12 protein-coding genes are annotated in these 12,504 nt (G+C 61.1%); 2 read left to right on the top strand and 10 right to left on the bottom strand.

The window, feature by feature from the left end:
* Window positions 1-2 precede the first annotated feature (2 nt).
* The 9 genes from AGR7B_RS11255 to AGR7B_RS11295 form a co-directional block, all read right to left on the bottom strand.
* A complete protein-coding gene (locus AGR7B_RS11255) occupies window positions 3-746 on the bottom strand; it encodes a metallophosphoesterase family protein (RefSeq protein WP_080856667.1) in 744 nt (247 codons plus the stop codon).
* A 5-nt stretch (window positions 747-751) separates the two neighbouring features.
* Entirely contained in the window at window positions 752-1,108 is a 357-nt protein-coding gene (gene uraH / locus AGR7B_RS11260; RefSeq protein WP_065655049.1) for a hydroxyisourate hydrolase, read from the bottom strand.
* Window positions 1,105-1,605, bottom strand: a complete 501-nt coding sequence (locus AGR7B_RS11265) for an ureidoglycolate lyase (RefSeq protein ID WP_080856668.1) — start codon at window positions 1,603-1,605, stop codon at window positions 1,105-1,107. The genes uraH and AGR7B_RS11265 overlap by 4 nt, the downstream gene beginning before the upstream one ends.
* A gap of 3 nt (window positions 1,606-1,608) precedes the next feature.
* Window positions 1,609-1,971: a HepT-like ribonuclease domain-containing protein gene (locus AGR7B_RS11270; RefSeq protein WP_080856669.1), complete on the bottom strand. Its 363-nt coding sequence runs from the start codon at window positions 1,969-1,971 to the stop codon at window positions 1,609-1,611.
* Complete coding sequence (locus AGR7B_RS11275; protein ID WP_035220685.1) at window positions 1,968-2,258, bottom strand: nucleotidyltransferase family protein; 291 nt, start codon at window positions 2,256-2,258, stop codon at window positions 1,968-1,970. Before AGR7B_RS11275 ends, AGR7B_RS11270 begins: the two co-directional genes overlap by 4 nt.
* Window positions 2,259-2,311: 53 nt before the next feature.
* The gene (uraD, locus tag AGR7B_RS11280; protein ID WP_080856670.1) at window positions 2,312-2,809 is read right to left on the bottom strand and encodes a 2-oxo-4-hydroxy-4-carboxy-5-ureidoimidazoline decarboxylase; all 498 of its coding nucleotides are present in this window, start codon (window positions 2,807-2,809) and stop codon (window positions 2,312-2,314) included.
* Window positions 2,809-3,732 (bottom strand): allantoinase PuuE, encoded by a 924-nt coding sequence (gene puuE, locus AGR7B_RS11285; protein WP_080856671.1) that lies wholly within the window; start codon window positions 3,730-3,732, stop codon window positions 2,809-2,811. Before puuE ends, uraD begins: the two co-directional genes overlap by 1 nt.
* A gap of 204 nt (window positions 3,733-3,936) precedes the next feature.
* On the bottom strand, window positions 3,937-4,644 hold the full coding sequence (locus AGR7B_RS11290) for a DUF1045 domain-containing protein (protein WP_080856672.1): 708 nt from the start codon (window positions 4,642-4,644) through the stop codon (window positions 3,937-3,939).
* A gap of 96 nt (window positions 4,645-4,740) precedes the next feature.
* A complete protein-coding gene (locus AGR7B_RS11295) occupies window positions 4,741-5,949 on the bottom strand; it encodes an NAD(P)/FAD-dependent oxidoreductase (RefSeq protein WP_080856673.1) in 1,209 nt (402 codons plus the stop codon).
* On the opposite strand from AGR7B_RS11295, the gene mnmC2 reads away from it, so the two are divergent.
* Window positions 5,948-6,703: a tRNA (5-methylaminomethyl-2-thiouridine)(34)-methyltransferase MnmC2 gene (gene mnmC2, locus AGR7B_RS11300; protein WP_080856674.1), complete on the top strand. Its 756-nt coding sequence runs from the start codon at window positions 5,948-5,950 to the stop codon at window positions 6,701-6,703. The genes AGR7B_RS11295 and mnmC2 overlap by 2 nt on opposite strands.
* 31 nt (window positions 6,704-6,734) lie before the next feature.
* Here the strand turns inward: mnmC2 and AGR7B_RS11305 are convergent, their stop codons facing one another.
* On the bottom strand, window positions 6,735-10,406 hold the full coding sequence (locus AGR7B_RS11305; RefSeq protein ID WP_162934111.1) for a response regulator: 3,672 nt from the start codon (window positions 10,404-10,406) through the stop codon (window positions 6,735-6,737).
* A gap of 508 nt (window positions 10,407-10,914) precedes the next feature.
* On the opposite strand from AGR7B_RS11305, the gene AGR7B_RS11310 reads away from it, so the two are divergent.
* Window positions 10,915-12,387, top strand: coding sequence for a DEAD/DEAH box helicase (locus AGR7B_RS11310; RefSeq protein ID WP_078051724.1), 1,473 nt, complete (start codon window positions 10,915-10,917; stop codon window positions 12,385-12,387).
* Window positions 12,388-12,504 lie beyond the last annotated feature (117 nt).

The following is a 12,504-nucleotide window of genomic DNA, read 5'->3' on the forward strand; positions in this document are numbered from 1 at the left end:
GATCAGCGCTTGAGCCAGCCACCGGCCAAGGCTTCGGCCAGATGCGACATGCCGTTGACCTTCGCCATCTCGGCCATGGCCATATTGTCGTAACGGATGTTGCGGAAATAGACCTGCCAGCCGCGCCCGGTCTCTTCCAGCACGGCATAGGTGGCAAGCGGGTGGCCGGCCTCGACGTGATGGTCGAACGGCGTGTCGTCCTTCCAGCCGGGGCAGCCGACGCTGCCGGGATTGACGATCAGCCGGCCGTCGGAAAGCTGCACGGTGCGGGGAATATGGGTATGGCCACACAGCATCAGCGGCTGGGTGATGCCTTCCGCCATGGCTTCGATTTCGGCCAGCGGCCGCAATTTCAGAACGCCGTCCGGTGACAGCGTTTCCAGCCAATATTCCAGATCGTCACGCGGCGAACCATGGCAGCAATAGGCGACATCCTTGAACACCATGCTGAACGGCAGGGTTTGCAGCCAGTCCAGATGGGCGGCGCTCAGCTGCGCATGCGCCGGCCTCTCCCAGCTCCCCATCTCCTCCGGCGCGCGGTCGATCAGTTCCCGGTCATGATTGCCGCGAATGCTGGGAATCCAGTTGCCAACAAGCACATCGCCGGTAAACCCCGCTTCCAGCGGGCCGCTGAAACAATCGCCGAGATTGACGATGTCCTTGATGCCAAGCCTCGCGATATCCTCCAGCACGGCTTCAAGCGCGGCGCAGTTTCCATGAATATCGGCAATCGCGGCAAAGATCATGGCAATCAGCTTCCTCGATAGGTGGAATAGCTATAGGGCGAAAGCAGAAGCGGCACATGGTAATGGCCGCTCTCATCGGCAATGCCGAAGCGGATCGGGATAATATCGAGAAAGGCCGGCTCCGGCAGTACAACACCCTTGCCGCGCAGATAATCGCCGGCATGGAAAACCAGCTCATATTCCCCGGCCCTGAAACTGTCGCCGACGAGCAGAGGCCCGCCATCGACACGGCCGTCGCTATTGGTCTTCACTGTCTTCAGCTTCTCGCGGCAATCGCCGGAGAGCCGGTAGAGCTCGATCGTCAGTCCTTCTGCGGGCGTGCCATGGGCGGCATCGAGGACATGGGTGGTCAAACCGGTCATGGCTTGGGCTCCGCGATCATATAGGGCTTATCGAAAAAATACTCTTCCAGATTGTTACCCGGCCCATCACGGTCGGCAACCAGAAAATCCGAAACCGCCTGCAACGGCATAAGTGGATAGTGCCAGACATTGCGGCGATAATTCACGCCCTGATCGCCCCGCGCCAGAAACACCTGCGGCCGGCCGGGCCGGCCGCCGTCGTCATCGGCGACGACCACGAGGAAGGGTCGGCCGGAAAGCGGTGAAAAACTCTGGCTGCCGAGCGGATGCCGTTCCATCATCTCGATTTCATGCGGAAAGGCCCGCGGCTGCCCGCGGAAAATATTGAGGATGACACGCGCACCCTCACCCGCCGCCTCCGGTGCTGCAAGCGCATGATGCCGCTCCGTCTGGCCGCCATTGATATGCCGCATGGAAGAGGGTGTCGTTTCGATCACATCGCCGAAGGATGCGAAAGCCTCTTTGGTGAGAGGTTTTATGTCGAGAAAATCAGTCAAATGTCATTCACCTTGGGCATGCCAGTTTCGGAGGAGGGAGAGACGCGCCTGCAAATCCGGAATGCTCTGCGTTATCGTTTTCCAGACGACCGAGAGCTCCGTCCGGAAATAATCATGCACGATCAGATTGCGCATACCCTTCATCTTGATCCAGGGAATTTCCGGGTGCTGCTGTAAAAATGCGGGGTAGTGCCTGTCCAGCTTGGCGACCGCCTCGCCAATCAGGGCAAGACCCATCATGACCGCCATCTGCGTCCGCGTGTCGGAGGAAAAAGCGGCCTCATCCATATCCTGAATGAAATCCTGTATTCTGGAGGCGGCAACATCCATCTCCTTCAGATAGAGCAGAAGCCGATCCGTACTCATACCGCTTTGGCTTCCTTCAGAACGCGCGCCCGTATATCCGAATGCAGGCCGCCTGAGGTGACGACGTCGACCTCCACACCAAGCAGCGCCTTCAATTCCTCCAGCAAACCGCCGAGATCGAACAATGTCGTGCCCGGCAGCGCATCCACCAGAATGTCGAGATCGCTGTCCGGCCGGTCCTCGCCGCGGGCGACGGAGCCGAACACGCGCGGGTTTGCCGCGTTGAAGCGTTTCGTCGCTTCGCGGATCGCTTCCCTGTTCTTTTCCAGCACCTCGGAAGGTCTCATGATCTTCATCTCCAGACGGCGCGATTCTAGCAGAACGGCCACCGCTCGCCAATTCAGCCTTCCGGCAGCATCGAGGAAAGGCGAAGCCAGGCGATCTTCTCCACCTGCGCCGTCGCCGTCTCAAATTCTTCGGCTGCACCGTTGCCGATGCGCGTCTCGAAGGCGGAAAGAATATCGTACCTGTTCAGCCCCTTGACCGCGATGATGAAGGGAAAGCCGAATTTTTCGGTATAGGCGCCATTCAATTCGGTAAAACGGGCGTGCTCTTCCGGAGTAAGCCGGTCCAGGCCCGCACCAGCCTGTTCGTTGCGGCTGTCGGCCGTCAACTCGCCCGCAATCGCCAGCTTGCCGGCAAGATCGGGATGCGCCCGCAACACGCCAAGCCTTTCCGCCTCGGAAGCGGCGCGAAACTGCGCGCTAAGCGCGGCGTGAACCGCCTTCGCCGTCAGTTCCAGGCCGGCTCCACCAGCATCATAGGCTCGCTCGGCGATGAAAGGCGAATGTTCGAACACGCCGCCGAAACGGGTGACAAAGTCCTCACGCGTCACCATCAAAGCACCTCCGGCTTGTGATGTTCATGCCAGTGACGGGCAATCTCGATGCGCTGCGGGATCCACACCTTCTCGTGGCCGAGCACATATTCGATGAAACGGCGAAGAGCCGCCGCGCGGCCGGGACGGCCAACAAGACGGCAATGCAGGCCGACGCTCATCATCTTCGGCGCACCTTCGGCACCTTCATGATAAAGCACATCGAAAGCATCCTTCAGATAGGTGAAGAACTGGTCGCCGGAATTGAAGCCCTGCGGCGTGGCGAAACGCATATCGTTGGTTTCGAGCGTATAGGGAATGATCAGGAACGGCTCGTCCTTCACGCCCTTCACCCAATAGGGCAAATCGTCGGCATAGGAGTCCGACGAATAGAGGAAACCGCCCTCTTCCATGACAAGGCGCAGCGTATTGTCCGAAGGCTTGCCCTGATACATGCCATAGGGACGCTCGCCGGTAACCTCCATGTGCAGACGCACGGCTTCGACTATATGCTTGCGCTCTTCTTCTTCGGAAAAATCCTTATATTCCAGCCAGCGGTAACCGTGGCTTGCGATTTCCCAGCCCGCTTCCTTCATCGCCGCAACGGCTTCCGGGTTGCGGGCCATGGCGGCGGTCACGCCATAAACGGTGGTGGTGACGCCAAGACTGGTGAACATGCGCCACAGCCGCCAGAAGCCGGCGCGCGAGCCATATTCATAGATCGATTCCATGTTCAGGTTGCGCTGGCCGGGCCAGGGCTGGGCGCCGACGATTTCCGACAGCAGCGATTCCGACGCCTTGTCATTGTCGAGAATGCAGCTCTCGCCGCCCTCCTCGTAATTGATGACGAATTGCACGGCGATGCGCGCGCCGCCCGGCCATTTCGGATCGGGAACATTGCGGCCATAGCCCACCAGATTGCGGGAGTAATTTTCGGAAATCATGCAGCCACCCAGAACATCTCTCCCAAGGCGGAAACCGATTTCGGGAGACATAAAACAGACCTCCGAAGCGCTATGACCCGGAAGGGGCGCAACACACGCTTCAGATATGCGATATCCGAACGGTAGCATCCGCATCCGGAATGTCGAGATCAATCTTGCCGACATTCCGATGCTTTTTTGTATACGATTACTCCGGCGCGCTCTTCAGGCGATCTTTCGGGCGGAAACACGGCCCATGGGGTGAAGCGAGTGTACCCGGAAAGGTGCACCCGGTTCATCCTCGATGAAAAGCGCAAGGGTGGAAAACTGCAGGGATCGGGTCAGCAGCGGCTCGAAAACCTTGCGCACGGCCCGCTCTATCCTCTGGCTGCTGGAAGCTTCCACACCGCCCGTCAGCGACATCTGGAACCGGAACTCGTCCATCACATGCGGGCTGCCCCAGCGATGCAGATTGGTGAGCTGCGAGGCCGAAAGCCGGTCCGGATCCGCCCGCTCGATTTCCGCGTCGGAGAGCGGCGCCCGGTAACGGTCGAATTCCTGCACCACGCGGGCGGCAAAGAAATGCAGCACTTCGCAGGGGCGCTCGGGAACGAGGCTGAAGACATTCTCCTGCCTTGCCACCACCAGTTGCGGCAGTGTGAAGGGCTCCTGCCTGCCGGAAAAATACATCAGGTCACGCAGAAGCGCCGCTTCGGAATGGCCCTCCGCAAGACGGAAGGGAGCCTTGATCGTGCCATGGAAACCGTAACGGCGCGGCAGCGCCGTATGGTAGGAAATCTCCTGCATGCCGAGATCGATCATGCCCGGCGGCTCCACCGCCTGACCGGAATAGGCATCGCGCCCCAACCACGCGGCAGCCGCCTGCGTCAGGGGGTCATTGGGGGAAGGCGTGAAATGAATGGCGTATCGCATGCACTGTCACCTCGCCGCAAATGCGGACAAACCGGCCTCGTTGCAGGCCAGCAAATAAGTGATTTGCGTGACAGATTAACGACGTGGGCGGCCTGATCAGAACTTTCTAAAGTCCGCAGCGGCAATACTCACGTGTTGTTGAAGGCGAAAGCCCGAGGGGATGACAGGCGTGTGACCGCACACGGTCTGCAACGCCGCATCGGCAAGAAAATGCGCAAGCCCGAAGCTGACCTTGAAGCCGCCGGTCAGCGCAACGAGCTTCGGATGACCGGGGATCGTGCCCACCATCGGGTCCCTCCCCACCGCCTTCGGGCGCAGCCCGGCCCAGCGTTCCAGCACCGGCGCGCGGATGAGCGAGGGAACAACGGCAGACGCATCGGCAAGCAGTTTTTCGAGCTTTTCATCCGTACTGAAGGGATCGGAAAAACAATCTTCGCTGGTACTGCCGATCGCGACCGTGCCATCCTCATGCGGCACGATATAAAGACCGTTCAGGAACACGACCGGCATCGCCGGATCGGCCGCCGCGTCGAGAAGTGCTGCCTGCCCCTTTACCGCCTGCCCCAGCGCCACACCGGCCTCCAGACCGAGGGCATCGCGGATCAGAGGGAAGGAACCATGGCCGTTGGCGACGATGACATGGCCGAAAGAAACCGCGTCGCCCGACGTCAGCACCGCCCGCCCGGCATCCGCGTCGAGCGAAATGACGCGGCAACCTTCCGCCAGCCGCACATGCCGCGCCTTACCGAGAAAAGCCGAAAGAAGGGTGATCATCGCACGTGGCGAAACCCGCGCCGCCAGCGTATCGAACACGAAACCCGCCTCACCCGCCGCATCATCCACCCAGCCCGCGACCGAAGGCCTGTCGCCGACATGCCAATGGAACCGGCGCTCGCCCGACACCCAGTTCTCCAGCGCATCCCGTTCGTGCCGTTCGGCAATGGCGCGCAGATGCGGCCTGGGCAGCGGAATGATACGGCCGGAGCGACGGTAGCCGGCGGAAAGCCCGGTCTCCGCCTCCAGCACGGCAATCTCTTTTTCCAGCGCAATGAGCGCATCGAACTGGAATTGTTTCTTGTCCGACCAGCGGTCCGGCATATGCGGCATTAACGCGCCCAGCAGCCCGCCGCTGGCGCCGCCGCCGGGCCGATCCGCCTCCACGAGCAACGTCTCGATGCCGAGCCGTTCCGCCTTGACGGCAGCCCACAGCCCCATGATGCCGCCGCCGACGATGAGAAGCGGCACGGAAGCCGGCAATCTTGGAGATTGACCCTGTTCGAAAGCGGGATTATCGGCTTTAGCCATGAAACATTCCAACGAAAATATCACAGAGACCGGCGCGGCGGCCGGTTCACCGGCCGGGGAAACCCCCACCGCGCTCGACTGGCGTGACGGGGATATGCCCTATTCACTGGCCTTTGACGACCATTTTTATTGCCAGACGGATGGCCGGCTGGAATGCGGCCATGTCTTCCTCTCCGGAAACGGCCTGCCAGAGCGTTGGCTCGAACGGGAGGGCACCTTCCGCATCGGCGAACTGGGCTTCGGCACCGGGCTTAACCTCTGCGAGACATGGCGCCAGTGGAAAGAGAGGCGCAACGGCCGCTCCACACTGCATTTCATCTCCTTCGAACTCTACCCGATGAAGGCGGAGGAAATCGACCGGGCGCTTTCCCGCTGGCCGGAAGTGGATGCCGAACGCAAGGCGCTCACCGCCCTCTGGCCCGCCGAGCCGAAAGGACGGGTCGAAATCCAGCTCGATGACGAAACGCGCCTGACGGTGGTCTGTGGCGAGGCGCTCGCCGGCATTTCCGCAAGCGAGGAAAGTTTTGACGCCTGGTTCCTCGATGGCTTCGCACCCGCGCGCAATCCGGACATGTGGTCGCTGGAAATCATGCAGGCGCTTTTCGCAAAGACGGCGCCGGGCGGCACATTCGCCACCTATGCCGCCGCCGGCTTCGTTCGCCGCAACCTCATCGCCGCCGGTTTTGAGCTGGAGCGCCGGAAAGGTTTTGCCGGAAAGCGGGAAATGCTCTGCGGGACCAAACCCTTCGGCTGACGCGAAGCAGAGCAGTGTTTCGGTCGAAAAGTCACACGCCCGGCACGTCGCGGCGCGGCATGTTTTCGCCCAGCCATTGCGCGATCTTGTCTTCGAGCGTTTCCGGGCTGATGGGCTTCGACAGATAATCATCCATGCCTGCCTGCAGGCATAGTTCCCGGTCCGCCTCCTGCGTATGGGCGGTAACGCCGATGATCGGCACATGCCGGCCGTCGGCGGCGGTCCGTTCCGCGGCGCGGATGGCCTGCGTCGCCTGATGTCCGTTCATGACCGGCATCGAAACATCCATCAGGATGATGGCGGGATTGTTCTCCTGCCACGCCTGCACGGCTTTCTTGCCATTGCCGACGATCAGAAAGCGCAGACCCGCCTGCTGCAATATCTGGGTAAAGACAATCTGATTGACGTCATTGTCCTCGGCCACCAGCACATCGACAAGGCTGGGCCGATGCCGCGCCGGCACCGCCGTCGATGCGGCATCGCGCTGCTTTCTTTCGGCGGAGCCTTTTTCCGGCCGGACGGCGCCATCACCGAGACCTTCACGCGGGACCGGAGTTTGCCGGGCGCGTTTCAGCCGCACATCCCGCACCACATCGAAGAGGGTGGAACGCAGGAGCCGCGCCCGCGCCGGCTTCATCAGATGCGCCTGCACATTGAGATCGGTAAACAGCGTCTCGTCGCCGACGACATCCATGGAGGTCAGGAAAACAATGGCGATGTCGTCAAAGCGCGCATCCGCCCGGATCCGCTCCACCACATCCAGCCCGTTCATGACAGGCATATGATAATCGAGAACGATGGCGTCGATGGAAAAACCGAGCGAGGCCGCCTCCTCAAGCACGGCGATGCCGGAAGGCCCGTCTTCCACCGCGTGGCCGTCTATGCCCCAACTGCGCAACTGCTCCGTCAATATGCGGCGATTGACGTCGTTATCGTCGATGACGAGCACGCGGATATCTTCGATCGCCACGGAAAGAAGCGGGAGGTCGCGCTGTCTCTCGGTCACCTGAAACGGAATATTGACCTCGAAGGTCGATCCCCTGCCGACATCGCTGACGACCTTGATCGCGCCGTCGAACAGGCCGACGAGACCGACCGTGATCGCCAGCCCCAGCCCCGTTCCCTCGTGCCGGCGCGTCGCGGAGCCGTCGACCTGACTGAACTTGTCGAAGATGGTTTCAAGCTTGTCGGCCGGAATGCCGATGCCGCTGTCTTCGACGCGCAGTGACAGGATGGCCTCGGAGGCTTCCGCCGAACGTGCCGAAAGCTCGACCAGCACATGCCCCACTTCCGTGAACTTGACGGCGTTTCCAACGATATTGGTGACGATCTGCCGAAAGCGGCCGGCATCGCCGATGACCTTGCCGAAGACGGAAGCATCGATCCGAACGATCAGCTCTATGTCCTTTTCAAGCGCCGCTGAGGACAGCAGCGACACCACATCCTCGACCGCCTCCGCCGGATCGAAGGGCACGCTGCGCAGCCTCATCTGCCCGGCCTCGATCTTCGAGAAATCGAGAATGTCGTTGATGATCGTCAGAAGCGCATTGCCGGACTTGACGATGATATCGGTAAAGGTCTTCTGGCGCGTATCGAGATTGGACTTGGCCAGAAGCTCCGCCATGCCGAGAACGCCGTTCATCGGCGTGCGGATTTCATGGCTCATATTGGCGAGGAATTCCGATTTGGCCCGATCCGCCGCTTCCGCACGCGATAGCAGCCGCTGCAATTCCTCTTCACGCAGCTTCATCTCGGTCACATCGGTGACGATGATGAGCCAGTAATTGCCGGAACTGTTGGTGGCCTCCAGATTGAGCCAGCTTTTGCCGGCGACATGGATGAGCCAGGAAAACGGCCGGTTGGCGGCGATATTCTCCCTCCAGGCGCGCAGCGTCTCCGCAGCCTCCCCGGCCGTGCCGAAATCGCCGCGCCCGGCGCAATGGGCGAAGAAACCCGACCAGTTGCAGCCCTTTTCCAGAAGATGCGGCGGCACGTCGAACATGCGCGCCATCGCCTCGTTGGACATGATGATGGTGCCCTGCTCGACCAGCACCAGCCCCTGCGCCATGGCGCGGGTAGCGCCCTGCATATATTCGCCGACCCGCTCCAGTTCGGCCTTCGCCTTGCTGATCTCAACATCGCGCATGCGCACATCGGTGACGTCGGCATAGGTGCTGAGGATTTTCCCGCCTTCGAGCCGGGTTTTCGAAATCACCGTGACCTTGCCGCTTTTGCTGCGCACCTCGCGGGGCGCAAAGACCTCCTCCTTCAGAAGCCGCTGCACCCGCTCGCCATAGACCTCATCGAAAGGCCTGTCGCCATAGTCATAAAGGCCGCTGTCGAAATTCATCTCCATGAATTCGCGATAACTTTTGCCGACAAGCGACTTCTCGCCGCCGATCTCGCCCCAGACCTCATAAAAGAACGGATTGACATATTCGATGACGAGATCGGCGCTGAGCAGCAGCACGCCCACCGGCAGGGCATGCAGAACCGCTTCAAGCTGGCGGTGCAGCGCCTCAGCCTCGGCCTGCGCGGCGATCAGCGCCTTTTCCCGGTCCTGCAACAGGCTGGCATCGGTGACCGAGCCCACCAGATAATAGTCGTCATCCGGCGTCGCGACCCGGCCGAGCCTTGTGATGACGGGAATGATGCCGCCATCCGCAAGCGGAACGCTTCCGGTCTTTTCAATCGCTTCCCCGGTTCGCAGAATATGCTCGTTTTCCCGCTGGAACTGCGGGCCATCCTCCGGAAACATCTCGCATTCGGTCTTGCCGATATGGTCGGCGAGGCTGCCGCCCAGAAATTTCTCATAGGCCGCATTGGCAAAGGTAAGCCGCCTGTCCTGATCCCGCAGGAACACGCCGACCGGCAATTGCTCAAGCGCGGCGCGCAGAAGCCAGGTCTCGCGGATCTGCGTGCTCAGAAGCGTCTCATGCGCCTTGAACTCGGTGACATCCACCCGCAGTCCCACCAGCATGCCGTTTTCCAGCCGCTTGTTGACCATGCGCACCCAGCGGCCATCGGCAAACTGCTCCACCCTTTCGAGATAGGGCAGGGAAAAATCCCGCAGCTGCTCCTGCATCCACACTTCGAACGCCGGATCGCCGGCCTTCGCATCGCGGTAGCCGCTCGAAAAATAAATCGCCCTCATCAGCGTCTCGAGCGGGACGCCGGCCTTCAGGTCGACACCGAGCGCGCTGTAGAATTCCCTGAAGCGGGTATTGCAGTAGACCAGCCGGTTTTCGCGGTCATAAATCACGATACCCGCATCGACGAGATCGATCACGCCGCTGCCGAACAGCAGCTTCGAAGCGCTGTCGGCTTGCGGAAAAACCTCCGCGGTGGCGGACGGCATATCCTCGAACGCTTCGAACAGGAACAGATTGCCGTCGTCACCGGTGAAACGTTCGCAGCGAAGCGTGTATGGCCCGGACGTGCCCCCACCATGGCAGGCAATCATCTCATCCGTGGCGAAGACCAGCGAGCGGCGCTCCCTGTCCTCGCGCTCGGCATCGCGAATATCGGCGGAAAGGGAAAGGCTGGTGTGTCCCTTGAATGCCCCGGGCGGGCGCTCCATGATCCGGGCATAGGCGGAATTGACCGCGATATAGCGAAGTTCGCTGTCCTTGATGCACGCGGGCAGGTCCAGGGCGGCAACGGCCCTGCAAGCCTTTTCCAGCAACCCGCAGCCTTCGGTCAATCGATACTCCACACCTTGCAGTCCATTCCTGTCGAATCAAATATTTCCGGACGCCGTCGCAAAAAACGTTATGTGAGAAAATCGATCTTTGCTATGTATCCGACGGTGTCGTTACCCTTTTTTAACCATAATTCTTCGCTGGCGCCCGCACCGTCCCGGCAATCGCCGGCTAACGGTACGCATGGCTGCCATGCGCCCTCAAGCGGCGGCGTTACAAAACTATCGCTTGACTTTGACGCACAAAACGCCCACATGGCCCTCAAGCTTTCACCTTCGGCAGCCGCGTGAGCTGCAGCGTATGACCGGAAAGACGTCCTTAAAATAAGGAATCTGGCCCGCATGAAGGAAAAAGCGCAAAGAATACAGAAGACGGCATGTGCCGCACTGATGCGCAGAAAGTTATTCCAACCCACAAGTTCCCAATTCACGCGGGGTTCTTGACGCCGAAACCGCCGGACAGCAGCCCTGTTCCGGACGATTGGTTTTTGGCGCCCCGAAAGGCATTATATTGACCAGTTTTAGCGAACTCGGCCTCTCCGAAAAGATTGTGGCCAGCGTTACCCAGCTTGGCTATACGACCCCTACTCCCATTCAGGCAAAGGCCATTCCGCTGCTGCTCGAAGGCCGTGACCTGATCGGCCTCGCACAGACCGGCACCGGCAAGACCGCCGCTTTCGGCCTGCCCATCATCGAAATGCTGATGAAGCAGGCGGACCGCCCGGCAAACCGCACCTGCCGCACCCTCATCCTCGCCCCCACCCGCGAGCTGGTGAACCAGATCGGCGAGAATCTGCGCTCTTTCGTGAAGAAGACGCCGCTGCGCATCAACCAGGTGGTTGGCGGCGCATCGATCAACAAGCAGCAGCTTCAGCTCGAAAAGGGCACGGACATTCTGGTGGCGACCCCCGGTCGCCTGCTGGACCTCATCGCCCGCAACGCCATCTCGCTTTCCAAGGTCACCTATCTGGTGCTCGATGAAGCGGACCAGATGCTCGATCTCGGCTTCATCCACGATCTGCGCAAAATTTCGAAGATGGTGCCGGCCAAGCGCCAGACGCTGCTCTTCTCGGCCACCATGCCGAAGGCGATCGCCGATCTCGCCCACAGCTACCTGACCGATCCGCTCAAGGTGGAAGTGACCCCGCCCGGCAAGGCAGCCGACAAGGTGGAGCAATATGTTCACTTCGTCGCCGGCAAGAACGACAAGACCGAGCTTCTGAAAAAGTCGCTCAACGAAAACCCGGATGGCCGCGCCATCGTGTTCCTGCGCACCAAGCACGGCGCCGAGAAGCTCTACAAGCATCTCGAACATATCGGCTTCAAGGTCGCCTCCATCCACGGCAACAAGAGCCAGGGCCAGCGCGAGCGCGCTCTCAAGGGCTTCAAGGATGGCGAGATCAAGGTGCTGGTGGCAACCGACGTCGCTGCCCGCGGCATCGACATTCCGGCCGTCACCCACGTCTTCAACTATGACCTGCCGGAAGTGCCCGACGCCTATGTTCACCGCATCGGCCGTACCGCCCGCGCCGGCCGCGACGGCATCGCCATTGCGTTTTGCGCCCCGGACGAAACCCGCCTGCTGCACGACATCGAAAAGCTGATGAAGATCGATATTCCGGTCGCCTCCGGCGAGCGCCCGGCCGGTCTTGCGAGCCCAACGCGCCCCAACAACAACCGCGGCGGCCGCAACAACAATGGCGGCCATCAGCGTGGTCCCCGCGAAGGCGGCCGTCACAACGGCGAATCCCGCCCGTCGCGCCACCACGCACCGCGCGAAGCGGACAACGATCTTGAAGTCACCTCCGACTTCAAGCGCGTCAAGCAGGCTGAAGGCGACGCAGGCCGCCCGGCCGGCCCGCGCAAGCACCGTCGCCCGGCCCGCAAGCCCGGCGGCAGCGGCGCCAACCGCCACGCCCCTGCCGGCGGCAACGGCCAGGAAAAGCGCGCTTCCGGCAACGGCCATCGCGGCCGTAACCGCTAAGTTGCTCTAATAGATTAAGGACGCCCGGCATTGCCGGGCGTTTCTTCTCCCCGCAGGGGAGAAGGTGGCCCGAAGGGTCGGATGAGGGGGCACCGTTGCCGTATCTCACCACCCTTG

Source organism: Agrobacterium deltaense RV3 (assembly GCF_900013505.1).
Taxonomy (GTDB): domain Bacteria; phylum Pseudomonadota; class Alphaproteobacteria; order Rhizobiales; family Rhizobiaceae; genus Agrobacterium; species Agrobacterium leguminum.